This is a genomic window from Tenacibaculum finnmarkense (assembly GCF_900239185.1).
Lineage (GTDB): Bacteria > Bacteroidota > Bacteroidia > Flavobacteriales > Flavobacteriaceae > Polaribacter > Polaribacter finnmarkensis.
The window spans coordinates 77,456-101,814 of record NZ_OENA01000097.1; the positions used below are offsets into that span (position 1 = coordinate 77,456).

Below are 24,359 nucleotides of genomic sequence, written 5' to 3' on the forward strand. Positions count from 1 at the left end.
CGGGATAATTAAAGAAGACAGAAAAGCATGATATCAAAAGAACAATTTAACAAAGAGCTAAATTTAATAATAACAAATGCGATTCGTGAAGATATTGGCGATGGCGATCACACCTCATTATCATGTATTCCTGCGGATGCTACTGGTAAAGCAAAATTATTGGTAAAAGATCAGGGGATTATCGCAGGCGTTGAATTTGCTAAAATGGTTTTTAACTATGTTGATGCCGATTTGAAAGTAGAAACTTTTATCAATGATGGTGATTCTGTAAAATATGGCGACATTGTTTTTTATGTAACAGGAAAATCGCAATCTATATTAATGGCAGAGCGTGTGGTTTTAAATGCGATGCAACGTATGAGTGCTATTGCTACGAAAACTGCTTTTTTTGCCGATTTATTAAAAGGAACAAACACCAAAGTATTAGATACGCGTAAAACAACGCCTGGAATTCGTGCTATTGAAAAATGGGCGGTAAAAATTGGTGGCGGCGAAAACCATCGATTTGCTTTGTACGACATGGTGATGATTAAAGACAATCATATTGATTTTGCGGGCGGAATTACACAAGCAATTACTAAAACTAAAGAATATTTAGCTGATAAAAAACTAGATATTAAAATTATTGTAGAAGCACGAAGTTTAGAGGAAATCAAAGAAATTTTATCAAATAAAGGCGTGTACAGAATTTTAATCGATAATTTTAATTATGAAGATACACGCAAGGCAGTTGCTTTAATTGGCGATACTTGTTTAACAGAATCATCAGGAGGAATTACCGAAGAAACCATCCGTAAATATGCCGATTGTGGTGTCGATTTTATTTCGTCGGGCGCTTTAACGCATTCGGTTTATAATTTAGATTTAAGTTTAAAAGCAGTAGATTAATTTAATAAAGTGTCATTGAAGCAAAAGCAGTAATCTTTTTATTTGAATTTGTTTCAATGATAAAATAAGTAAGACAATGAAAAAACATATCATCGTAGCAACAACAATTGCTTTGGCAGTATCTTGTACTACAAACCCAAGCGAAAAAGCTAAAAAAGATAAAACCGCCGTGAAAACAGAAAATACCATAAATAGTGCAAATAATCCTTTGTTGGTTAAAAGCACTTTAGCGTACGGAGCGCCTGATTTTACTAAAATTAAGAACGAACATTTTATGCCTGCTATTTTAGAGGGGATGAAATTACAGAACCAAGCGATTCAACAAATAATTGCCAATAAAGAAGCGGCAAACTTTAAAAACACAGTTTTAGCTTTAGAGCAAAGTAGCGAAACTCTAGACAACGTTACGGCTGTTTTTTACGGATTAACAGGCGCACATACAAACGATACGCTTAAAAGTATTCAAAAAGAATTAGCACCAAAATTTTCTAAACATTCCGATGATATTTTATTAAATACTCCATTGTTTGCTAAAATTAAAACAGTGTACAATGCTTTAGATACGGCTAATTTAGATGCTGAAAGCACACATTTAGTAAAAGAGTATTATAAGAATTTTGTAAAAGCAGGCGCTAATTTATCCGAAGATAAAAAAGCAGTTTTAAAGGATATAAATTCTGAAATAGCAACTTTATCGAACGATTTTGGTAAAAAATTATTAGACGCAAGTAAAAAAGGCGGTGTTATAATTACTGATGTTAAAAAATTAAAAGGTTTTTCTGCGGATAAAATAAAATCATTAGAAAAACAAGCTGATAATACTAAAACTTACGAAATTCAGCTAGTAAACACTACACAACAGTCATCATTACAAAGTTTAGAGAACAGAGAAGTTCGTAAAGAATTATACGAAAAATCGATTCACAGAGCCGATTCAGGTACTTACGATACCAGTGAATTAGTACAAAAAATGGTTTCTTTAAGAGCTAAAAAAGCGCAAATTTTAGGTTTTGAAAATTACGCAAGTTGGAGTTTGCAAGGAACGATGGCAAAAACACCTGCTAAGGTTTTTGAAATGTTTGAAGGTTTAATTCCAGGGTCTTTAGAGAAAGCATCCGCAGAAAAAAAAGAAATTCAGGCTGAAATGAACAAGCAAGTTAAAGGAGCAACTTTAGCTGCTTATGATTGGAATCATTATGCCGAAAAAGTACGTACATCAAAGTATAATTTAAATGAAGATGAAATAAAACCCTATTTCGAAATGACCACCGTTTTAGAAAAAGGGGTGTTTTATGCCGCTACAAAATTATACGGAATCACCTTTAAAAAACGTACCGATTTACCTGTTTATCACAAAGATGTCGTTGTGTACGAGGTTTTTGAAGAAGACGGAAGTAAATTAGGCTTATTTTATGGCGATTTTTATGCCAGAGATAGCAAACGTGGTGGTGCGTGGATGAGTTCTTTTGTAAAACAATCAAAATTACGAAATCAAAAACCTGTAATTTATAATGTTTGTAATTCGTCAAAACCTGCGGCTGGCGAACCTGCTTTAATAAGTTTTGATGAGGTTGAAACAATGTTCCATGAATTTGGGCACGCTTTACACGGTTTATTTGGAAACCAACAATATGCGTCAATTTCAGGAACAAGTACTTCTAGAGATTTTGTAGAATTTCCGTCTCAATTTAATGAAAATTGGTCAACACATCCAGCCATTTTAAATAACTATGCGGTGCATTATAAAACAGGAAAAGTAATTCCTGCTGAGTTATTGAAAAAAATTAAAGATGCTGGAACTTTTAATCAAGGGTATTCAATGATTGAAAATTTAGCATCGTCGAGCTTAGATATGAAATGGCACACGGTTTCTGCAAATACTAAAATTGAAGATGTGGCTAAATTTGAAGAAGCTGCCTTAACTCAAATGAAATTAAAACTTGCCGAAATTCCACCAAGATACCGCTCAACCTATTTTGCACATATTTTTAGCGGCGGATATGGCGCTGGATATTATTCATATTTATGGACAGAAATGCTAAGCCACGATGCCTACGCTTGGTTTAAAGACAACGGGTTATTAACGCGTGAAAACGGGCAAAAATTCCGTGAGCAAGTTTTATCAAAAGGAAACACGATGGATTATGCAAAAATGTATCAAAATTTTGCAAGAAGAAATCCTGAAGCTACCCCAATGTTAAAAGCAAGAGGTTTAAAATAATTCAATTTTTAATTTATATAAAGAATGTTGTGTTTATGTGTTTCTATAAACACAGCATCTTATTTTTTACTTTTTTATTATGGATGATTTTTTTGACAGTGAAACCTTTTCTAAAATTGATTTTTCAAAAATAAAAATTAAAAAAGGAGAGTATGATAGTTGTACTTTTTCGAATTGTAATTTTGAAAATGTTCATCTTTCTAATATTCAGTTTTTAGAATGTGAATTTATCGATTGCAATTTTAGCAATACTATTGTAACAAACACCGCTTTTAAAGAAGTGTCTTTTATAAAATGTAAAATGATAGGTGTTAAATTTAATGAATGTAATCTGTTTTTATTACAATTTCGTTTTACTGATTGTCAATTGACTTTTTCATCTTTTTATCAACTAAAAATACCAAAAACATTATTTGTAAACTGTAATTTAGAAGAAGTTGATTTTACAGAAGCAACTCTTACTAATGCAAAATTTGATACTTGCGATTTAAAAAAAGCCATATTTGAGGATACAATCTTAGAGAAATCAGATTTTAAAACGGCTTTTAATTTCTCAATAAATCCTGAAAATAATAAGTTAAAAGGAGCAAAATTTTCAAAAGAAAATGTAATCGGGTTATTACATAAATACAATATTTTTGTTGAGGCTTAGAAGATGTTTTATTATGCTTTTTTATTGTAATTGTTTATCTTTAAATTTATAATTTCCTTTACATTTTTTACACTTTTATATCTTAAAACGATTGTATCTTTGTTGAAAAATGTAGCTGTAATAATGACAAAACCAATAGAAAATAGACTAAGTAAAATACCTATAATTAATTTATTGGTGATTTTTTTGAAGAAAATAAAAATACCGAGGCTACAAGGAATGAGCCTATACGATGTTATTGAATTATATGTAATCGGCATTGTAAAAGGCGCTTTAACAACAAGAGCAGGAGGAATTGCGTTTAGTTTTTTTATGGCTATTTTCCCTTTTATGTTATTTATTTTAACGCTAATTCCGTACATTCCTATTGATGGATTTCAAGAAAATCTCTTCGGATTAATCCAAGAAATGCTACCGCCTAAAACTTTTGATGCCGTCGATTTCGTGTTAAAAGATATTATTAATAATCAATATAGTGGTTTATTGTCTTTTGGGTTTTTAGCCTCTATTTTTTTAATGACCAATGGGGTAAATGCTATTTTTGGAGGTTTTGAATATTCGTATCATATCAAAGAAATTAGAAGTATTTTTAGAACGTATTTTATTTCATTAGGTGTATCGTTATTAATGTCCTTTTTTTTGATAATAACAGTGATTTTAATTATTCTATATCAAGTAGCGCTTGTTAGTATTGACAATACAGGTTGGCTACATACCGATGATTTAAACTTGTTTTATTGGGGGCGAGGTTTGTTGTTTTTAATTATGATTTTCACGATTGTTTCACTGTTATTTCGCTTTGGAACAACTCAAGGAAAGGATATAAAGTTTTTTTCAGCAGGCGCTATTTTAACCACTGTTTTATCGTTGTTTACATTTTATGTTTTCGGGATTTATGTGGTAGAATTTTCTACTTATAATCAGTTATATGGCTCGATTGGAGCGCTCTTAATTTTGATGCTTTTTATTTGGATAAACGCCATTATTTTATTGTTAGGTTTTGAATTAAATGCGTCAATTTACCGATTAAAACGTACCCATAAAACTTCGTAAATTAGCGATAAATTCAGATATTTGCATTTAAAGTGGGTTTTAGTATTTTATTGAACCCTTAATTTTACCATCAATTATGAAACCATCAATTCCAAAAGGAACAAGAGATTTTTCATCAACAGAAGTTGCGAAAAGAAATTATATATTTAATACCATAAAACATTCGTTTGAAAACTTCGGATTTCAACCTATTGAAACACCAAGTTTTGAAAATTCATCAACCTTAATGGGTAAATATGGTGAAGAAGGAGATCGCTTAATCTTTAAAATTTTAAATTCTGGCGATTATCTAAAAAAGGCTGATGAAACCTTATTATCTGAAAAAAATAGCCAAAAAGTAACGGCTCAAATATCAGAAAAAGCATTACGTTACGATTTAACAGTGCCGTTTGCACGTTACGTGGTACAGCATCAAAATGATATTACATTTCCTTTTAAAAGATATCAAATTCAACCTGTTTGGAGAGCCGATCGCCCGCAAAAAGGACGTTTTAGAGAGTTTTATCAATGTGATGCTGATGTTGTAGGAAGTAAATCGTTATTACAAGAAGTTGAATTTATTCAATTATACGATACTGTTTTTAGTAAATTAGGCTTAAACGGAGCGACTATCAAAATTAATAATCGTAAGATATTATCAGGAATTGCACAGGTTATTGGCGCATCTGATAAATTAATCGATTTTACGGTAGCCCTTGATAAATTAGATAAAATAGGAAAAGAGGGTGTTGTAAAAGAAATGCTTGAAAAAGGAATTTCACAAGATGCCATTGAAAAAGTAGCGCCGTTATTTAGTTTTTCAGGAACTAATCAAGATAAATTAAGTTCTTTAAGTGCGATGTTAGAAGCATCCGAAGAAGGTTTAGCAGGGGTAGAAGAATTGCGTACCGTTGTAAATATGATTGAAGAAATTGGTTTATCATCTGCAAGTTTAGAATTAGATGTAACTTTAGCACGTGGTTTAAATTATTACACAGGTGCAATTTATGAAGTTGCTGCACCAAAAGAAGTAAAAATGGGTTCTATCGGAGGCGGAGGTCGTTATGATGATTTAACAGGGATTTTTGGTTTAAAAGATGTTTCAGGAGTTGGAATTTCTTTCGGATTAGACAGAATTTACTTGGTGATGGAAGAATTAAACTTGTTTGAAGCGGTTGAATTGCCAAAACCTCGTGTATTATTTTTAAATTTTAACGAAGCGGAGAATTTATCAAAAATAAAAGCGATTAAAAATTTAAGAGAAAACAATATAAAATCAGAGTTATACCCTGATACCGCAACGAGTAATAAGCAAGAAAAGAAACAATGGAAATATGTTGGTAGCAGAGGCATAGAATTTGTAGTTACTGATGTAAATAACGATGTGTTTGTTTTAAAAAACATGCTAAATGGTGAGCAAACTACTTGTTCTTTAGACGAATTGAAAAAAATAATACAGTAAATTAAGTACAATGTTGTAAATTTGTGCCCTAATAAAAGAAAGAAATGTTTGAAGTGAATAGCAACAAAATGAATGAAGATAGAATCGATGATATAGGAGATAATCATGTAGGAACCTCGGCTAAAAATCCTTTAAGAGCTGATGCTTTTGATTTATCTGACCAAGAAAAAATAGCTAAAATCCAAGAAAGTGTTAAAGATATTCTAGAAACCTTAGGGATGGATTTAACCGATGATAGTATGCAAGGAACGCCAAAACGTGTTGCAAAATCATTTGTGAATGAAATTTTTATGGGATTGAATCCTGCAAATATGCCAAAAGCATCTACTTTCGAAAATAATTATAATTATGGCGAAATGTTGGTGGAAAAGAATATCGTTGTGTATTCTACCTGCGAGCATCACTTATTGCCAATTATAGGACGTGCGCATGTGGCGTATATTTCTGGTGGAAGAGTTATCGGTTTGTCTAAAATGAATCGTCTTGTTGAATATTTTTCGAAAAGACCACAGGTACAAGAGCGTTTAACCATGCAAATTGTACAAGCAATGCAAGAAGCTTTAGGGACGCAAGACGTAGCCTGTGTTATTGATGCAAAGCATTTGTGTGTAAATTCAAGAGGAATAAAAGATATTGAAAGCTCAACAGTTACTGCTGAGTTTGGCGGTAAGTTTAAAAATAAAGAAACAAAGCGTGAGTTTTTAGATTATTTAAAAATGAACACTGATTTTAATTAATAGTAACATTAATTATATATTTTATAAAACGGACAACTTTAAAGTTGTCCGTTTTTTTTGTAAAATAGTATCGCTTGTTGTAAACAAAAAAGAAGTAAGATGCTTTAAATTAACAATTGAATTTTTTAATTATCTGATAATCAAGCTTATTAATGTTTAGTTCAATTTGATGTCTTGTTATTTTACATTGGCATTACGCTAAGGTATCTTTTAATAGGTGTTTTCTTAACGTTCATAATTGTACATACGGTCAAATTATAATTTAATTTGAATTGTAATTTTTAACGATTGTAAAACGTAAGTAAATGAATAATTTTAAGCTTTTTGTAAGCATATTGCTAGGTGTTTTTATTAGCAGCACAATTTTAGCACAATCTTCTACTATTTCAGGAGTAATTAGCGACGGTAGCTATCCATTGCCAGGGGCAAGTGTGGTGTTAGCAGGAACTACTATTGGAGCAGATACCGATTTTGATGGTAAATTTGAACTGAATAAAGTAACTTCTGAAAAAGTAACTTTAAAAATATCTTTTATAGGATATCAAGAAAAAAGAGTACAGGTCTCTTTAAGTAAAGGAGCGCATAAAAAGCTAGGAACAATTGTTTTAAAACAGTTAGAACAGCAATTAGATGAGGTTGTAATTACGGCTTTAGGAATTAAAAAAGAAGAAAAGGCTTTAGGATATTCTGTATCAAATTTAAAAGCAGCAGAACTGAATCAGGCAAAGGAAACAAATTTAGTAAATGCTTTAAATGGAAAAATTGCAGGTGTTCAAATTACCAACGGATCTACAGGTGTAGGTTCAACATCAAGAGTTGTAATCCGTGGAGAAGCTTCTTTAACATCAACAGCTAATGGTCCTTTATTTGTGGTTGATGGAGTGCCAATTCATAACAATACTATTTTTGGTACAGGTCAAAATACGGGTGGAAATGAAATGCAAGAGGTCGATTATGGTAATGGTGCTTCTGAAATTGACCCTGATAATGTAGCGAATATTAGTGTATTAAAAGGTGCAAATGCGGCAGCTTTATACGGTTCTCGTGGTTCTAACGGAGTCATATTAATAACCACTAAAACAGCAAGACGAAATAAAGGTTTAACCGTTACCGTAAATACTGGTACAACAATCGAAAAAGCGTTGAGGTTGCCAAAATATCAAAATAAATATGGGCAAGGATGGGCAGGAAAGTTTAAATATGCCGATGGATTAGCGAATGATTTAGGTATAAATGATCAGGAAGATGTTTCTTGGGGACCTGAGGCGAATGGTCAATTAGTTACTCAGTTTGATAGCCCAACAACATCGGGAGTAAGAGCCGGAGATATATTCGTAAGAGGATGGGTTAGGGATGCTAATGGAAAAATTATATCGCCAACAACAATGCCGAACGATATTATTGCAACACCATTTGTAGCAAGACCAAATAATGTAGAAAATTTTTATAAAACAGGATTTACAACCACTTTTAGTACCGCAATAGGGTTTGGAGCAGATAAATCAGACTTTTTATTTAGTTTTGGTTCTTTAGATAATCAAGGAATTATTCCTAATACAGGCTTAAAAAGAAAATCATACCGAATAAATGGAAGTGTTGATTTAACCGATAAGTTAAAAATTTCGTTAAAATCAAACTATATAAAATCAAGTAGTGATAACCGCCCAAGTTCAGGATATGGTTCAGAATCGGCAATGTATATGTTTACCTGGTACGGACGAACAGTAAATACATCGGCTTTAAAAAATTATTGGCAAAAAGGCTATGAAGGTTTAGAGCAGTACAACTATAATTATGCTTGGCACGATAATCCTTATTTTATGCTCAATGAAAATACCAACGCCTTTAATAAGCACAGGCTTTTAGGGAATATCCAATTGGAATATCAAGTATTAAAAAACTTGAAATTTCAAGCAAAAAGTGGTTTAGATTATTATACTGATAAAAGAGCCTCAAAAAGAGCTTATAGTACACAACGATTTTTAAAAGGAGCTTATAAAGATGAAAGAGTTGATTTTACAGAGGTAAATACCGATTTTTTATTTTCTTATGATAAAAAAATAAATGATGCTTGGAATGTTGATGTGAATTTTGGAGGAAATCAAATGAAACAAGAAATTAATTTTTTATCGAGCATGGCAAATGGTTTGGTTATTCCAGGGCTTTATAATCTTCAAAATTCTATATCAAATGTAGTAACAACGCAATATAAAGAAGAAAAAGAAATTAATAGTTTATACGGTACGCTAGGTATTGGGTATAAAAATAAAGTTTTTGTAGATGTAACAGCAAGAAACGATTGGTCTTCTACATTACCAGCAAAAAACAATTCTTATTTTTATCCATCGGCATCTGTAAGTTTATTGATCGATAAAATTTTTGAAATGCCTGAAGCTTTTAGTTTCTTTAAAATTAGAGGTTCTTTCGCCCAGGTTGGTAATGATACGTCTGCGTATAATTTAAAAACACCATATTCATATCAAACACCCTATGCAGGAAATAAAACATTAAGTAGAAGTTCGGTATTATTAAATGAAAATTTAAAGCCAGAAATGAGTACTTCTTATGAATTTGGAACAGATTTAAGAATGTTTAATGGAGCTGTAGGAATCGATTTTACCTATTATAAATCTACTTCGGAAGATCAAATTATGTCGGTTCCAATTACCAATACAGTAGGGTATAGCGCACAAATAATCAATGCGGGTAAAATTGAAAATAAAGGAATTGAAGCTTTGTTAACGATAAAACCTATCCGTAATGAAAATTTTGCTTGGACAACCAGTTTAAACTTTTCTAAAAACCAAGGAACAGTCGTTGAGTTAACAGAAAACATGGACGTTTTAACCATGGCATATGCTTCGGTATATGGTGCGGAAACTTCAAAAGTTTTTATACAGGCAAGAAAAGGAGAGAAGTTAGGAAATATGTACGGAAGAAAATTCGAACGCCATAACGGAAAAATAGTTTACAAAGACGGTAAGCCAGTTGTAAATGATAAGTTACAATTACTAGGAAACTATAATCCAGATTTTTCTTTAGGATTTAAAAATAGTTTCAAATATAAAAACTTTGATTTATCTGTTTTAATGGATTGGAAACAAGGTGGAACCATTATTTCAAGAACAAAACAGATAGCGGCGTATGCTGGAAATTTAGATATTTCTGAAAATAGAAATAATTACCAAGACATTGTACCCGATGGCGTAAAGAAAGTAGGCAGTGAATATGTTGCTTTAACCGATGCCGATGCAATAGGTTGGTGGAGTTATTACAAGCCGTTGTACAATAGAAAAAATCAACAAGAAACAGGGATTGTAGATGCCACTTATGTAAAATTAAGAGAGGTAAAGTTTGGCTATAATGTTCCTGCTGGTTTGATTGAAAAATTAGCAATGGAATCTTTAAAAGTATCTATAGTAGGTAGAAACTTAGGATTATGGACACCATCGTCAAACCCTCATTTTGATCCAGAAACTTTAGCAATGCAAGGCGCAAATGTTGTTCCAGGAATCGAGGACGTATCGTATCCATCATCAAAAAGTTACGGAATCAATTTTTTATTCAAATTTTAATTAAAGAAACTTAGAAAACTTAGAAAATATGAAAGTTACTAAAATATTTAAAGGATTTATAGTCCTTGCAGTTGCAACCTTTATTTCTTGTGATGATTTTGGCGATATTAATGTAAACCCAAATGAACCAACTACTGCCCAGGCAACTTATTTACTAACCAATACAATTTATACCGTAGGAAATCAAACGACTAGCGGTGGTTTTACCTACGCAAGTATTTTAATGCAAGAGCAAGGTAAGTCTGATTTTAATGTAATAGATCAATATAAAATTGATGCCAATAATTCACTTTGGATTACCAATAACAGGCTTTTAGGAGATATGAATGACGTTTTAAAAGAGCAAAAAACAAATGCCTCGATTAAAGCTGTTGCCAAAATAATGAAGGCTTTTATTGGCGCACAATTAACCGATTTATATGATCCGATTCCTTTTTTTGAAGCAGGCGATAAAAATAATTTAACACCAAAATACGATAAACAAAAGGATATTTATACGGCTTCAAATGGTGTTTTGCAATTACTTTCTCAGGCTGTGAGTACTTTATCAAAAGACAAATCTTCAATAACAGGAGATGTAATGTTTGCGGGAAATAAAAATGCTTGGATAAAATTTGCAAATGTTTTAAGATTGCGTTATTTGCTTAGGATTAGTGATAAATACCCCAATGCGGCTGCTCAAATAAATCAGATTGTAGCCTCAGGAGATATTTTTAAATCGAATGCCGATAATGCTATTTTACCATTTACTTCAGCACCAAATAATTGGTATTTATCAACAGCAAGAGAAGGCGATTTTAAAATTTTAAACATTACAACGACTATTTTAAAAATGTTAACCGACAGACAAGATCCTCGAATTTCTTTTTATTATAAGCCAAACGCGTCAAATACCTATGTAGGAATAACACCAGGTTCAAATGATAGATCGGGTAATTACACTGGTTTATCGGATAATTTAAGAGCAAGCAATGTATTAGACATGGTTTTTGCAAGCTATTTTGAGCAAGAGTTTATTTTATCCGAAGCAGCAAGTAAAGGTTTTATCGATAGCTCAAAAGCAAAATTACATTATGAAAATGCGGTAAAAGCAAATTTTGAATATAGAAATATCGAAATACCTGCGGATTATTTAACTGCAACATCAAAAGGAGCCTTTAAAGGAACGGTAGAAAATATTATAACACAAAAATACTTGGCAAATATCATGTCGGGTTATGAGTCTTGGTTTGATTATCGAAGAACAGGGTTTCCTGTTTTAACAGCAGCACTTAATAATACAAATTCAGATAAAATACCAGTTCGATTTAAATATCCATCGGAAGAAACTTTTACTAATAAAGTAAACAATACCACAGCAGTTTCTTGGTTAGGAGAAAATAATTATAACGCTGAATCTTGGTGGGATAAATAAAAGAATAAAATAAATTTTAAAGACAAACCAAACCTGTTGTGATTATTGTTTTGTAAAGCAATTACAGCAGGTTTTTTAATATTAGTACTTCAAATAAAATAATTATGGTAAAAATAAAAGTGTTTTTTATCTTGTTTTTAATAGCCTTAACCGCTTGTAATAAACAAGTAAATAATAAGGATAAAAGCAATAAAAATAATCAGCAAGAAGAAAATAAACAAGCCCAAAAGAAACCTGCTACTCCAAAAGTTGTTTTAATAACGTTAGATGGTGTTCGTTGGCAAGAATTATTTTCAGGAGCAGATTCATTGTTGGTTTCTAATGATAAATATGTAAAAGACACGGCAGTATTAGCGTCGCATTTTTGGGCAAAAAAACCAAGTAAAAGAAGGGAAGTTTTGTTTCCTTTTATGTGGAGTTATATCGCTAGAAACGGTGTTATTTATGGAAATAGAAAGGAAGGTAATAAAGTAAATTTAACGAATAATCGTTGGTTTTCATATCCTGGTTATAGTGAAATTTTATGTGGATTAGCAGATGATAAAAGGATAAAAAGCAATGCTAAAATTGATAATCCTAATAAAACAATTTTAGAATTAGTAAATAATTCAGAAGTTTATAAAAATAAGGTAGCTGCTTTTGCTAGTTGGGATGTTTTTCCGAGTATTATTAATAGAACAAGAAGTAAATTACCAATAAATGCAGGTTTTGAATCTGCCGATAGAACAACAGGTATTTCAGCGATAGAAAAACAATTAAATAGCTATCAAAAACAAACACCAAGCCCTTGGCACAATGTGCGATTAGACGTTTTTACACATAATTACGCTCTTAATTACATGAAAGAAAAACATCCTGATCTGGTTTATATAGCCTACGGAGAAACCGATGATTTTGCCCACGATGGTAAATATGATCAGTATTTAAACGCTATAAAAAGATCGGATACTTTTATTAAAGATTTGTGGAATTTTGTTCAAAATGACACTTATTACAAAAACAACACTACCTTTATTATAACCACAGATCACGGACGGGGAACAGTGCCTTTAGAAACATGGAAACATCACGGGAATAACTTAAAAGACCATGGAAAAACATATACAATTAAAGGATCAGACCAGGTTTGGCTTGCTGCTTTTGGAAGTGGAATTAAAAAACAAGGAGAAATAAAGAATGAAAATCAGTTGTATAGCAATCAAATAGCTACGACGATTGAAAATATTTTAAAGGTGGATGTTTTAACAGGTGAAGCAAGCAAAAAAAATTACCATTTATTGATTAAATTATTTTATACCCTGATACAAAAAAAAAGACTTCCTGGGAAAAGGAAGTCTTTTGTACTGTTTTTATATTGTAGATAATTGTTTATAAAGTAGCTTTTTATACTTTTTCTAACAATCGAAAACCTTCCCCGTGGATATTGATAATTTCAACATTTTCATCACCCTTTAAGTATTTTCGAAGTTTGGCTATATACACATCCATACTTCTAGAAGTGAAATAATTATCATCTCTCCAAATTTTTGTTAAGGCTAATTCACGTGGCATTAAATCATTTTTATGCACTGCTAACATTCTTAATAATTTACTTTCTTTAGGTGAAAGTTTTTGAGCCTCAGCACCGTTAAGTGAAAGATGACGTAATTTAGAATTAAATTCAAAGCCACCAATTTTGAACTCAAATTCATCAGAATCACTTGACTTTTCGTTCTCTTTACGTTGTAAAATTGCTTTTATCTTATGTAATAAAACTTCCGAATCAAAAGGTTTATTTAAATAATCATCAGCACCAACTTGATATCCTCTTAAAACATCTTCTTTTAATGTTTTAGCAGTTAAAAATATAATAGGCACTTCTTTGTTTGTTGCTCGGATATCTTGCGCTAATGAAAAGCCATCTTTACGAGGCATCATTACATCTAAAATACATAAATCATATTCACCGTTTTTAAACATAATTAATCCGTCAATACCATCTTTGGCAAGTGTAACGTTGTAATCGTTTAAGGCTAAATAATCTTTAAGAACTGTTCCGAAATTAGGATCGTCTTCTACTAATAATATTTTTTTGCTTCCCATGTATTTTATTTTATATTAATGGCAATTTCACTGTAAATAAGCTTCCTTTACTTTTTTCACTTTCAACGTAAACAGACCCTTGATGGCTGTCAATAATTTCTTTTACATAAGCCAGTCCTAAACCGTGTCCTTTTACGTTGTGTATATTTCCGTTATGTTCTCTGTAAAATTTATCAAAAATATATTTTTGAGCATTTCTACTCATTCCAATTCCTTGGTCTTTTACTTTAAAAATAAAGTATTTATTGGTGCTTTCGGTGTAAATATCAATTTTAGGTGCGCCTTCTGAATATTTTAAAGCGTTTTCTAGTATGTTCACAATGATATTTGTTAGGTGAAATTGGTTTCCAAGAACCTCGGTAGATATTGCTTGATAATGCGAAGTTACCGTCCCATTTTTATCATCGACTAATAATTGAATATGTTCAATAGCTTCTTCAATCGTATCGTGTATATCGATAGCATCTTTACTAATTTCAATCTGATTTTTTTCTAATCTCGAAATTCGTAAAACATTTTCAACCTGTCCGTGCATTCGTTTATTTTCTTCACGAATCATTTTTACATAGCGCTTTATTTTTTCAGGTTCTGATATTATTTTTGGGTTTTTAATGGCATCTAAAGCTAAATTTATAGTTGCAATAGGTGTTTTAAACTCATGGGTCATATTATTGATAAAATCGGTCTTTATTGCCGATATTTTCTTTTGACGAATTAATTGATATAATGACGTTGCAAAAGCCGCAATAATTATAATTATAAATAATAAAGAAAGCCCTAAAACATTAAATATTTCTGATAATAATTTTTTTCGTTCATTAGGAAATTTTATATATAATTTATATTTGCTAATGCCGTTATTATCTGCTAATAAAGGATAATTTGCATCGTTTGGCTTTATGTTAAAATAACCCGATTTTAATTGCGTAGCCAAGCCATCTTCATATACACCGTATTTAAATTTTTGGGTGATATTCATTTTAGCCAATTCTTCTTTGATGGTAAAATTAAGTTCTTTATTGCTAATTCGTTGATTTATAGGGAAGATTTTTTTTCTTTCCTGCAACATATCTTCAATTAATTGTTTATTGAATTTAGGATAGGTTTTAAATCTCGAAATTCGACCCTCTTTAACAAAGGGTGTAAAATCATTATTTGATTTCATTATTTGGGAAAAATAAAAATCTTGTTTCCCCGAATACCGCTTAATAACAATAGAGTCATTGTTAATAAAATCACCAGGCATTTTAATGCTTTCTCCTAAAACAGTTGTTCCGAAGGTAAATTTTCTTTTATTAGTGGTGTCTATTTGTTGAAATAAATAGGTGGTTATTTTTGCTTTGGAAACAAATTTTTTATCCTTAAGAAACTCTTGATTGTTTTGAAAAAAATCAGCGTACTCTCTTTCTTTAATCCTTTCAGAAGTTCTAGCTAATGCAATTTTGATGTTGTTGTCAAATTGTTGTTGCTTGTTTTTTACAGCGTCTTTAATCCAATATACTTGAACTGAGATGATTCCTATTAAAGAAATACTCATTAAAACAACAATAAGAATAAAGATTTTCTTACCCATTATCCAAAAATAAATTAATAAACTGAAGAGAGCGTTGCTTTTAACGTATATTAACTAAGTTTTTATGAAATTAAGACAAATTTAACAAAAATGCTTTGTAAAACGTTAATTTTTTACTTTTTTAGTTAAAATAGCATGAATTATCGCCACCTGCTGTTGTGTTTTTTTACGGGTAATGTTTTCAATAATATAATGAGATTGTAGTGTTTTTTTAGTTTGACTCCATTGATTATTAATACGGCTTTTAACGGCATCAATTGTAGTGTTGTCTCTTTTTAAAACACGTTCAATTCTAATGTTTTCAGGGGCTGTTACGGTAATTATTTTATCACAAAAAATATTGCTACCGTTTTCAAAAAGAATGGCATTTTCGTATAAAATATAGTTTTTATTGGTGTTTTTAAGAATAAAGTCTTTAAAATGATTGTTTACCACAGGATGTACAATGGCGTTTAAAATAGCTAATTTATCTTTATCGTTAAAAACGATATCGGCTAAAAAAGGTTTGTTTAATTGCTTGTTTTTGTAAACATCTTCACCAAATTCAGCGATTAATTTTGTTTTAATTTCATCCGAAGAATTCATTAATTTTTTAGCTTCATTATCTGCAATATAAATAGTACTGTTTTTATACTCAGCAAACATTTTTACTACCGTAGATTTTCCGCTACCAATACCACCTGTTAAACCTATAACCATTATTTTTGTGTTTTTTTATGTATTAAAAAATCTATTTTTTTAGGAACTATTCGCAGTATTGTGATAGAATCAGGAAATTGAATTAATTTAGGCGTTAAATAAGAAGTTTCGTTACTTGTTATCTGCTTATAATCGCAGGCTATTTTAAATAAATTGGCATTTATTTTATTAAAGTTTTTTAAGCCTACCTTGTAAATTATCTTTACTTTTTTAGGAAATATATTGATGTTTTTTGGTGCATTTTTGATGCTAATAGGCACTTCTATTTCACCTTCTGTAAATTTATCAACAATGATGCTTATTTTGGCAGAATTAACCTCTTTTTTTAGTTGTTCAGGTGTTTCAATAGTCCCTTTAAGTGTGGTGCTTTCAGAAATATTTTCTAGCGTTATTTTTTTTAAATTTAAAAAAGTAATTTTATCAATTAAAGAAGTTTCTCCAGAAATTAACACATGGCTAGGAGTTATTTTTATAGGGCTAGCTAAGTCATAACCTAATTGAAACTTGAGTTCTAAATTTGCTTTTAAAGGTACTTTTTTTGACGCTAAAGTTCCCATTTCTAAAGGAATACTGTCTCTTTGAAATTTAATCAATTCAATTCCTGAATTTAGCTGTCGCTGTACTTCTGAATAGCTATTTTTAGTTAAAAAATAATAGGCATTATTTTTTTTTCTATGGGCTTTTTCTAAATTGAGTTTTATATTAGAATTTATAAAATTTTGGGCAATTAATTTAAAACCACTTCCTTTTACTACAAGCGCTATTTTTTTAATGGGTGTATTAATAATTGTTTTTTGTATGGCAATATTGCTGTAAGTTACTACTGTTTCTATTTCGGTAGTATATTGTTTTGATAAATTTATGAGCAACCAAAAAAGTACGGAAGCTGATAAAAATCCAAAAAAGGTTTTTGGTATGTTAAAGGTTTTTTTCAAAGTGTTGAATATATTGCAATCTACATAAAAAACAAAAAAAGAGCGCTAATTAGCGCTCTTTTTTATAAAAAGTAGTAGTTGTTATTTTTTAACCGCTGTGTATTTTTTGCTTAATTCCATTGAAATAGCAGAGCGTTCAAATTTAATTTTACCAGCACCTGTTTCGATAGTAACAGTATTTTCGGTATCGTTAATTTCAACAATTTTACCATGAATACCACTAGAGGTAATTACTTTAATTCCTTTGACAACAGTAGCTTGGAATTTTTTTTCATCTTTTTGACGTTTCATCTGTGGACGAATAATCAAAAAATAAAAAACACCTATCATTGCTACAAAAGGAAGCATATTCATAATACTTTCTTGGGTACTTGCTTGTAAAAAAATAGTTGTAAACATTATGCTGTTTTCTTTTTAGGAGTTACCATACCTGTAATCTTAATAACTTCCTTACCTTTTACAGTGTTGGTTGTTAGTGTAATAGATTTAGATTGTTTATTTGGTTTTCCACTGGTATTAAAACTTACTTGAATTTCTCCAGTTTCTCCAGGTGCAATAGCGCCTTTAGGCCATACAGGCACTGTACATCCACAACTTGCTTGTGCATTTGTAATTACCAAGTCGGTTTTACCGCTGTTTGTTACCGTAAAGGTAGTTTTAACAACTTCACCTTCGTTTACGATTCCAAAATTATGCTCTTCTTTATCAAAAGAAATAGAAGCTGTTCCTTTACTAATAGAAACATCTCTTTTTTCAGCATTTTCTACATTCTCTTTTTTTACTTTAGATGAGGCATCGCTTTTTCCGCAAGAAATAAAAATTCCTGTTGAAAGAACAACTGCAATTGCTACTGCTATTTTCTTCATGTTAAATATTTTAATTTGTTTTGGTAAAAATAATAATTTTTTACAATAAACCTCTACCAATTTTAACCATCTTATTTGATGCTAAGTAATCTTTCGATAATTTATCTAAAACACCATTAATAAAATAGCTACTCTTATTGGTTGAATAATCTTTTGCTACCTCAATATATTCGTTAATACTTACGCTACTAGGAATTGATGGGAAATGTAAAAATTCAGTAATCGACATTTTAATAATAATCATGTCAATATCGGCAATTCTATCAGCTTCCCAGTTAGGTGTTTTTTCAATAATATCGTCTTCGTAGGTATGTTGATTTAATGCCGTTTTTTGAAATAATTTAGACACAAACTGTTTGTCTTCACTATCTTTATAAAGGCTTCCAAGGATAAAAGGATTCTGTTCTTTTTGTTTGTTTAATGATTTAACAATCCAAGTGTTTACAAAAGGAATATCATCAACCCAAGAAATCATTTTATCTTCAAAATAATCGGCTAATTTTTCGTTAGGCGCTATAATTTCTTTGAAAAAAGAAACCACAAAAGCACTATCAATATGGTATGAATCACCTGGAGTATTTGCATAATTTTTATACAACTCACTGTTTAATAATTCATCTAAAATAATTCGTACATATTCACTATCAAGTTCCCAGTAATTAAGCTCATGAAGTTCAACATAAGCACTTAAACTGCTGCTTTCATTTAATTTATTGATTACTCGATTGTCAATAAATTTAGTGTTTGGATTCAAGTCTTCTTTGGTAGCAAGTATTTTCTTTTTAGAAAGCGCTATTCGCTTGTTTGCTAATTTTTGAACTTGAATTAATAGTTGAAGGTTCAAAACATATAAGTCATACATTTTATCAATGCTGTCTTTTAAGAACTTTTCTTCTTTTAGGATGTCATCACTGTGCGATTGTTGCATGGCGTAAACCGACTGCATTACTTTAACTCGAATATGTCTTCTGTTAATCATTTGAAAGAACTTTTAAAAACTTTAAAAAAAAAGAGCGATAGAAAGTATTTCTAACGCTCTGCAAAAATAAAACTTTTTTATTTTTTAACTAGTTATTTTGTTCTTTTTTACGAGCATCAATTCTAGCCTGTGCAATATTAAAAGCAGCTTGGTGTGTTGTGCTGTTTTCTTTATCTGCTAAATTGAAAATATCTAAGGTTGTATTGTAAATATTTTCAGTTCTTTTTAAGCTCTCCGCCTTGTCGTAGCCTGCAACTTCAGCATATACGTTTATAATTCCACCAGCATTAATTAAAAAATCAGGTGCGTAAGCAATTCCTTTTTCTCTTAATAATTTACCGTGTCTTAACTCGTTTTCTAATTGATTATTTGCCGCACCAGCAACAATTTTTGCTTTTAATTGCGCAATACTTTGGTCATTTAAGGTAGCACCTAAGGCACATGGAGCATAAATGTCAACATCTAAACCATAAATATCATTTCCTAAAACAACGTTAGCACCGTATTTTTTACTCAATTCTTCTAAACGAACTTCGTTAATATCGTTTAAAATTACTTGAGCTCCTTCGTCAGTAATATGCTTTACTAAAGTTTCACCAACATGCCCAACTCCTTGAACTAATACTTTTTTACCAGCTAAGTTGTCTGATCCGAAACGGTATTTAGCAGCAGCTTTCATACCCATGTAAACTCCATAAGCTGTTACAGGCGATGGGTTTCCTGAACCACCAATTTCTTCAGAAATACCAGCAACATGTGGGGTTACTTCACGAATAACATCCATGTCGTGAGTTTCCATACCAACATCTTCAGCAGTAATATATTTTCCACTTAATGAGTTTACATACGCTCCAAACTTACGCATTAATGCGTCGTTTTTTTGAGTTTTAGCATCACCGATAATTACGGCTTTACCACCACCAAGATTTAAGCCTGTAATTGCTGCTTTATAAGTCATTCCACGTGATAAACGCAATACATCATTTAAGGCTTCTGATTCACTTTTATACTGCCACATTCTAGTACCTCCTAATGCAGGTCCTAATGTTGTATTATGAATACCAATTATTGCTTTTAAACCTGTATCTTCGTCATTACAAAAAACGATTTGTTCGTGATTGTCAAAAGATAATTGACCAAATACTGGGTCATTTTTAAGGTCTTTAATATCAACGATTTCTGATTTCATTTGTTTTGGTTTTTAATTTAGAAACTGTTTTATCAATCTCTAAAAATTTGAAGACAAAAGTAAGAAATCGTTAAAACATAAGCAAAAAAAGAAGTCTTAATTACAGTATCTTTAACAACGTCACTTTATACCGTTGCTTTTTTAACTTAAAAACATTTTTTATCTTGAAATCATTAAAATATCTTAATAAATATTTTGTTAAATATAAATGGCGCTTATTGCTAGGAACTTTAATTACAGTTTTGGCAAAAATTTTAACACTTAAAATACCTGATTTTGTAGGGAATTCTTTAAATATTGTAGAAGATTATCAACTTGGAAACGCCACTACTTTATCCGAAGTAAAAACAGTATTATTCAAAAATATAATGCTCATTATTGGTGTTACTTTATTGGGTGGTTTTTTTACTTTTTTTATGCGACAAACTATTATTGTGACCTCAAGAATGATAGAATTTGATTTGAAAAATGAAATTTATCAGCAATACCAACGACTGTCTACTAATTTTTATAAAAAAAATAGAACGGGCGATTTAATGAACCGTATTAGTGAAGATGTTTCTAAGGTGCGTATGTATTTCGGGCCGGCAGTGATGTACACTTTAAACATGATAATTTCGTTAATTGTTGGGTTTAGTCAAATGTATGAAATTTCGCCAACGCTTACTTTATATACTATGATTCCGTTTCCTATTTTGTCGGTTTCTATTTTCGTATTAAGCAAACAAATTAACAAACGAAGTACGGTTGTTCAAGAATATTTATCAAAATTAACGACGTTTAATCAAGAGTTTTTTTCAGGAATTAATGTGGTTAAATCGTACGCAATAGAACAAGAAGTAATTGCTTCTTTTGATGAAATTGCCAATAAAAGTAAAGATAAAAATATCGAATTACATAAGGTACAAGCCTTGTTTTTTCCGTTGATGATTTTATTAATCGGAATTAGTAATAGCATCGTTTTATATATTGGAGGGCAACAATATATTGCCGGCGAAATTCAATTAGGTGCTATCGCTGCGTTTGTTATGTATGTAAATATTCTTACCTGGCCGGTAGCGGTGGTTGGTTGGGTAACCTCTACGGTACAACAGGCGGCAGCATCGCAAGAACGAATTAATGAGTTTTTAGAGCAGGTTCCTGAAATTAGAAATAATACAGATACAGCTACAGAAATACAGGGTAAAATTGAATTTAAAGATGTTTGTTTAACGTATGATGATACTAATATTACCGCATTAAATAACGTAAATTTAGTTATCGAAAAAGGTGAAACCTTGGCAATTTTAGGAACTACAGGAAGTGGTAAGTCAACCATTATAAATTTAATTGCTCGATTATATGATGTTAGTAAAGGTGCTGTTTTAATCGATGGAAAAAACATAAAAGACTGTAATTTATACGATGTTAGAAATCAAATTGGTTTTGTACCGCAAGACCCATTTTTATTTTCTGATAGCCTTGAAAATAATATTAAATTTGGGAAAGAAAATGCTACGAAACAAGAAATTATTCAAGCAGCTAAAAATGCGGTAATTCACGATAATATTATCAATTTTAAAAATGGCTATCAAACTGTTTTAGGTGAAAGAGGCGTTACTTTATCGGGCGGACAAAAACAACGAACCGCTATTTCTAGAGCTATTATTAAGACTCCGAAGATATTAATTTTTGATGATTGTTTATCGGCAGTTGATACCGAAACAGAGCAACAAATTCTCTCAAATTTAGACCGTATTTCAAAAGATAAAACAAGTATCATAATTAGTCACAGTGTTTCGTCTGTTAAAAATGCCGACAAAATAATCGTTTTAGATGCTGGTAAAGTTATTCAGCAAGGCGTTCATAATCAATTGATAAAAGTAGCGGGTTATTATAAAGAGTTATATGAACAACAACTTTTAGAAAAAGAAATGTAATGTTTCGTATTGCCAAATCAATTATTTTGTTAGATTTGTTGAGCAATTTTAAGTAAATAATTATTATTTAAGAAACGAACTATGAGTGAGCGAGAGAGAGTAGAACAAGAAGAGATTTTTTCACAAGTTTTAAGAGCAGGAAGAAGAACCTACTTTTTTGATGTAAGGTCTACAAAAGCAGATGACTACTATTTAACAGTCACTGAAAGTAAAAAATTTACGCATGATGATGGTTCTTTTCATTATCAAAAACATAAAATTTACTTATATAAAGAAGATTTTTCAGACTTTAAAGAAATGCTAAACAAAGCAACCAGTTTTATTGTTAATGAAAAAGGTTCGGAAGTAATTAGTGAGCGTCATCAAAAAGATTATAAAAAAGAAGAAGAAGAGAGTGAAAGTGAGGTCGAAGTGGCTTTAGCGTCTACAGAAAGCTTTACCAATGTTTCTTTTGATGATATTTAATCAGCATAAAAACGAATAATTATACAGCAATTTATTGTTATAAATTGTTACTAAAAAAATAGTATTTTAAATTCAATTTACACTAAAAGCACCTAACTTTTAACAGTTGGTGCTTTTTACTTTTAATTACAACACTTTTTTCATCGTTTCTGATTTTGATACCGTTTCTAACCATTCACTTTTAGGGTTACTTTCTTTTGTAATTCCGCCGCCAATAAAAAGAACTGCTATATCTTTTTTAATTTCCATACATCGTAAATTCACAAAAAGTTCCGAAGTGTTTTTACTTGTTTCGTTTAAGTTTAATTCGCCTAAAAAACCGGTATAATACGCTCTATTATAGTTTTCATTTTTTAAAATAAATGCCTTAGAAGCTTCTAAAGGCACACCACAAACCGCAGGAGTTGGGTGCAGTTTTTTGATTAGAATAGCATTTTTAGTGGTTATTTTTCCTGAAATTAATGTTTTTAAATGTAGTAAATTCCCTGCTTTTGCTGTTTTTACTTCGCCTTTTTCGAGTGAATTACAAATTTCAGAAAGTTTATCGGTTATATAATCGGTAACAAATTGTTGTTCTTCAAGTTCTTTAGGTTGCCAAATAACATTTGTTGTTCCGTTAAAAACTTGAGTTCCGGCTAAAGACATTGTTTTAAATTGTTGTCCTTTAATTTCAACTAAAGTTTCAGGGGTCGCGCCAAGCCACATTCCTACCTTTGGATGATACCAAACATAAGTAAATGCGGTGTTGTAATTTGCAAGTAGTTTTTTAAAAACACTAATTACATTAAAATCGGTAAGTTTTATGAGTTCTTTTCTCGATAAAATAACTTTTTTAAAAAGCCCTGAATTAATAGCATCAATTCCTTTTTGAACTAACTTGATATGTGCTTTTTCTTGGCGATCATCTTGCTTGTTTTTCTGATGATTTTTTGGCTTACTTTCTGAATTAGTATCAGAAATAATAAGATTTAAGGAGTTTTCTTGTAAAAATTCCGCCGTATTTCTAGGGATTAAAACCGCTGTGTTTTTATCATCAAAAGCTGCGAAAACAAAGCCACTCTCAGTATAGTTTGTAGCGGTATATAAGGTGTCGTTATTTTGAAAAAAACCATTTAATAAGGTTGAATTTGGTTTTCTGTAAACAACAAAAGGTAGTTTATTTTCGAGTGCTTTTTCTATTTTTGAAAATATGTTCAATCTAAATTTATTTTATAATTAGGCTAAAAATCTTACTTTTTATCTGAAATTTTATCTAAAACAATGTTGGTTATTTTACATAAAGAAATTAAATTATGTTGTTCATCAACAATTTTAACTTCCCATAAATGCGTAGTTCTTCCTTGGTGAACGGCTTTTGCAGTAGCGAAAACAGTACCGTCTTTTTTGCTTTTTACATGATTAATACTAAGCTCAATTCCTTTTACAATTTTGCTGTTATCATTTAAAAAAAAAGCCGAAGCACAGCTACCAACGGTTTCCGCTAAAGCAGCAGTAGCACCACCGTGTAAAATTCCGTGAGGCTGATGTACTTTTGAATTTACAGGCATTTTGGCGGTAATAAAATCTTCGCCAACGTCAACAAACTCAATTTGAAGCGTTTCCATTAAGGTGTTTTTATTGTAACTATTAAGTATTTCTAGTGATTGTTGTGTATCCATTTTATTAAAATTA

Annotated in this window: 21 protein-coding genes; 11 read left to right on the plus strand and 10 right to left on the minus strand. The window is 30.8% G+C overall.

Features of this window, described 5'->3' with window-relative positions:
• The first annotated feature begins 27 nt into the window (after nucleotides 1-27).
• The 9 genes from nadC to AQ1689_RS11480 all read left to right on the plus strand — a co-directional run bounded on the left by nadC (nucleotide 28) and on the right by AQ1689_RS11480 (nucleotide 13,345).
• Entirely contained in the window at nucleotides 28-888 is an 861-nt protein-coding gene (gene nadC, locus AQ1689_RS11440; RefSeq protein WP_101956162.1) for a carboxylating nicotinate-nucleotide diphosphorylase, read from the plus strand.
• Nucleotides 889-964: 76 nt separating this feature from the next.
• Nucleotides 965-3,109 (plus strand): M3 family metallopeptidase, encoded by a 2,145-nt coding sequence (locus AQ1689_RS11445; protein ID WP_101956163.1) that lies wholly within the window; start codon nucleotides 965-967, stop codon nucleotides 3,107-3,109.
• A 61-nt stretch (nucleotides 3,110-3,170) separates the two neighbouring features.
• Nucleotides 3,171-3,761 carry a pentapeptide repeat-containing protein gene (locus AQ1689_RS11450; RefSeq protein ID WP_422640690.1) on the plus strand — a complete coding sequence of 197 codons (591 nt, stop codon included), beginning with the start codon at nucleotides 3,171-3,173 and terminating at the stop codon, nucleotides 3,759-3,761.
• Nucleotides 3,762-3,884: 123 nt separating this feature from the next.
• Nucleotides 3,885-4,814, plus strand: coding sequence for a YihY/virulence factor BrkB family protein (locus AQ1689_RS11455; RefSeq protein ID WP_058884703.1), 930 nt, complete (start codon nucleotides 3,885-3,887; stop codon nucleotides 4,812-4,814).
• A 76-nt stretch (nucleotides 4,815-4,890) separates the two neighbouring features.
• Complete coding sequence (gene hisS / locus AQ1689_RS11460; protein ID WP_101956165.1) at nucleotides 4,891-6,255, plus strand: histidine--tRNA ligase; 1,365 nt, start codon at nucleotides 4,891-4,893, stop codon at nucleotides 6,253-6,255.
• 44 nt (nucleotides 6,256-6,299) lie between these two features.
• Nucleotides 6,300-6,992, plus strand: coding sequence for a GTP cyclohydrolase I FolE (gene folE / locus AQ1689_RS11465; protein WP_058884705.1), 693 nt, complete (start codon nucleotides 6,300-6,302; stop codon nucleotides 6,990-6,992).
• Nucleotides 6,993-7,297: 305 nt separating this feature from the next.
• A complete protein-coding gene (locus tag AQ1689_RS11470) occupies nucleotides 7,298-10,567 on the plus strand; it encodes a SusC/RagA family TonB-linked outer membrane protein (protein WP_101956166.1) in 3,270 nt (1,089 codons plus the stop codon).
• 28 nt (nucleotides 10,568-10,595) lie between these two features.
• A complete protein-coding gene (locus AQ1689_RS11475) occupies nucleotides 10,596-11,981 on the plus strand; it encodes a SusD/RagB family nutrient-binding outer membrane lipoprotein (protein ID WP_101956167.1) in 1,386 nt (461 codons plus the stop codon).
• Between the two features lie 104 nt (nucleotides 11,982-12,085).
• Entirely contained in the window at nucleotides 12,086-13,345 is a 1,260-nt protein-coding gene (locus tag AQ1689_RS11480; RefSeq protein ID WP_101956168.1) for an alkaline phosphatase family protein, read from the plus strand.
• A 19-nt stretch (nucleotides 13,346-13,364) separates the two neighbouring features.
• On the opposite strand, the gene AQ1689_RS11485 is transcribed toward AQ1689_RS11480, so the two are convergent.
• The 8 genes from AQ1689_RS11485 to AQ1689_RS11520 all read right to left on the minus strand — a co-directional run bounded on the left by AQ1689_RS11485 (nucleotide 13,365) and on the right by AQ1689_RS11520 (nucleotide 20,304).
• Nucleotides 13,365-14,063: a response regulator transcription factor gene (locus tag AQ1689_RS11485; protein WP_101914371.1), complete on the minus strand. Its 699-nt coding sequence runs from the start codon at nucleotides 14,061-14,063 to the stop codon at nucleotides 13,365-13,367.
• Between the two features lie 10 nt (nucleotides 14,064-14,073).
• Complete coding sequence (locus tag AQ1689_RS11490) at nucleotides 14,074-15,636, minus strand: sensor histidine kinase (RefSeq protein ID WP_101956169.1); 1,563 nt, start codon at nucleotides 15,634-15,636, stop codon at nucleotides 14,074-14,076.
• A gap of 105 nt (nucleotides 15,637-15,741) precedes the next feature.
• Entirely contained in the window at nucleotides 15,742-16,335 is a 594-nt protein-coding gene (gene coaE / locus AQ1689_RS11495; RefSeq protein WP_198913869.1) for a dephospho-CoA kinase, read from the minus strand.
• A complete protein-coding gene (locus tag AQ1689_RS11500) occupies nucleotides 16,335-17,270 on the minus strand; it encodes a YbbR-like domain-containing protein (RefSeq protein WP_101956171.1) in 936 nt (311 codons plus the stop codon). The genes coaE and AQ1689_RS11500 overlap by 1 nt, the downstream gene beginning before the upstream one ends.
• Nucleotides 17,271-17,351: 81 nt before the next feature.
• Complete coding sequence (yajC, locus tag AQ1689_RS11505) at nucleotides 17,352-17,669, minus strand: preprotein translocase subunit YajC (protein ID WP_101914367.1); 318 nt, start codon at nucleotides 17,667-17,669, stop codon at nucleotides 17,352-17,354.
• Complete coding sequence (locus tag AQ1689_RS11510) at nucleotides 17,669-18,136, minus strand: DUF1573 domain-containing protein (protein WP_101914401.1); 468 nt, start codon at nucleotides 18,134-18,136, stop codon at nucleotides 17,669-17,671. The genes yajC and AQ1689_RS11510 overlap by 1 nt, the downstream gene beginning before the upstream one ends.
• Nucleotides 18,137-18,176: 40 nt before the next feature.
• Nucleotides 18,177-19,115, minus strand: a complete 939-nt coding sequence (gene nusB / locus AQ1689_RS11515; protein ID WP_101914366.1) for a transcription antitermination factor NusB — start codon at nucleotides 19,113-19,115, stop codon at nucleotides 18,177-18,179.
• Nucleotides 19,116-19,203: 88 nt separating this feature from the next.
• Nucleotides 19,204-20,304, minus strand: coding sequence for a Glu/Leu/Phe/Val family dehydrogenase (locus tag AQ1689_RS11520; protein ID WP_101956172.1), 1,101 nt, complete (start codon nucleotides 20,302-20,304; stop codon nucleotides 19,204-19,206).
• A 164-nt stretch (nucleotides 20,305-20,468) separates the two neighbouring features.
• On the opposite strand from AQ1689_RS11520, the gene AQ1689_RS11525 reads away from it, so the two are divergent.
• Together AQ1689_RS11525 and AQ1689_RS11530 are read left to right on the plus strand one after the other, a co-directional pair.
• Nucleotides 20,469-22,223: an ABC transporter ATP-binding protein gene (locus tag AQ1689_RS11525; protein ID WP_101956173.1), complete on the plus strand. Its 1,755-nt coding sequence runs from the start codon at nucleotides 20,469-20,471 to the stop codon at nucleotides 22,221-22,223.
• Between the two features lie 81 nt (nucleotides 22,224-22,304).
• Entirely contained in the window at nucleotides 22,305-22,688 is a 384-nt protein-coding gene (locus tag AQ1689_RS11530) for a PUR family DNA/RNA-binding protein (RefSeq protein WP_101914363.1), read from the plus strand.
• 126 nt (nucleotides 22,689-22,814) lie between these two features.
• On the opposite strand, the gene AQ1689_RS11535 is transcribed toward AQ1689_RS11530, so the two are convergent.
• Both AQ1689_RS11535 and AQ1689_RS11540 read right to left on the minus strand, forming a co-directional pair.
• A complete protein-coding gene (locus AQ1689_RS11535) occupies nucleotides 22,815-23,885 on the minus strand; it encodes an isochorismate synthase (protein WP_101956174.1) in 1,071 nt (356 codons plus the stop codon).
• Nucleotides 23,886-23,917: 32 nt separating this feature from the next.
• Nucleotides 23,918-24,346: a PaaI family thioesterase gene (locus AQ1689_RS11540; RefSeq protein WP_058884718.1), complete on the minus strand. Its 429-nt coding sequence runs from the start codon at nucleotides 24,344-24,346 to the stop codon at nucleotides 23,918-23,920.
• Nucleotides 24,347-24,359 lie beyond the last annotated feature (13 nt).

What these genes read in the sequence shown, in the direction of transcription:
- nadC (WP_101956162.1), top strand. Translation starts at nt 28, where the DNA reads ATGATATCAAAAGAACAATTTAACAAAGAGCTAAATTTAATAATAACA.
- AQ1689_RS11445 (WP_101956163.1), top strand. Translation starts at nt 965, where the DNA reads ATGAAAAAACATATCATCGTAGCAACAACAATTGCTTTGGCAGTATCT.
- AQ1689_RS11455 (WP_058884703.1), top strand. Translation starts at nt 3,885, where the DNA reads ATGACAAAACCAATAGAAAATAGACTAAGTAAAATACCTATAATTAAT.
- hisS (WP_101956165.1), top strand. Translation starts at nt 4,891, where the DNA reads ATGAAACCATCAATTCCAAAAGGAACAAGAGATTTTTCATCAACAGAA.
- folE (WP_058884705.1), top strand. Translation starts at nt 6,300, where the DNA reads ATGTTTGAAGTGAATAGCAACAAAATGAATGAAGATAGAATCGATGAT.
- AQ1689_RS11470 (WP_101956166.1), top strand. Translation starts at nt 7,298, where the DNA reads ATGAATAATTTTAAGCTTTTTGTAAGCATATTGCTAGGTGTTTTTATT.
- AQ1689_RS11475 (WP_101956167.1), top strand. Translation starts at nt 10,596, where the DNA reads ATGAAAGTTACTAAAATATTTAAAGGATTTATAGTCCTTGCAGTTGCA.
- AQ1689_RS11480 (WP_101956168.1), top strand. Translation starts at nt 12,086, where the DNA reads ATGGTAAAAATAAAAGTGTTTTTTATCTTGTTTTTAATAGCCTTAACC.
- AQ1689_RS11485 (WP_101914371.1), bottom strand. Translation starts at nt 14,063, where the DNA reads ATGGGAAGCAAAAAAATATTATTAGTAGAAGACGATCCTAATTTCGGA.
- AQ1689_RS11490 (WP_101956169.1), bottom strand. Translation starts at nt 15,636, where the DNA reads ATGGGTAAGAAAATCTTTATTCTTATTGTTGTTTTAATGAGTATTTCT.
- coaE (WP_198913869.1), bottom strand. Translation starts at nt 16,335, where the DNA reads ATGGTTATAGGTTTAACAGGTGGTATTGGTAGCGGAAAATCTACGGTA.
- yajC (WP_101914367.1), bottom strand. Translation starts at nt 17,669, where the DNA reads ATGTTTACAACTATTTTTTTACAAGCAAGTACCCAAGAAAGTATTATG.
- AQ1689_RS11510 (WP_101914401.1), bottom strand. Translation starts at nt 18,136, where the DNA reads ATGAAGAAAATAGCAGTAGCAATTGCAGTTGTTCTTTCAACAGGAATT.
- nusB (WP_101914366.1), bottom strand. Translation starts at nt 19,115, where the DNA reads ATGATTAACAGAAGACATATTCGAGTTAAAGTAATGCAGTCGGTTTAC.
- AQ1689_RS11520 (WP_101956172.1), bottom strand. Translation starts at nt 20,304, where the DNA reads ATGAAATCAGAAATCGTTGATATTAAAGACCTTAAAAATGACCCAGTA.
- AQ1689_RS11530 (WP_101914363.1), top strand. Translation starts at nt 22,305, where the DNA reads ATGAGTGAGCGAGAGAGAGTAGAACAAGAAGAGATTTTTTCACAAGTT.
- AQ1689_RS11540 (WP_058884718.1), bottom strand. Translation starts at nt 24,346, where the DNA reads ATGGATACACAACAATCACTAGAAATACTTAATAGTTACAATAAAAAC.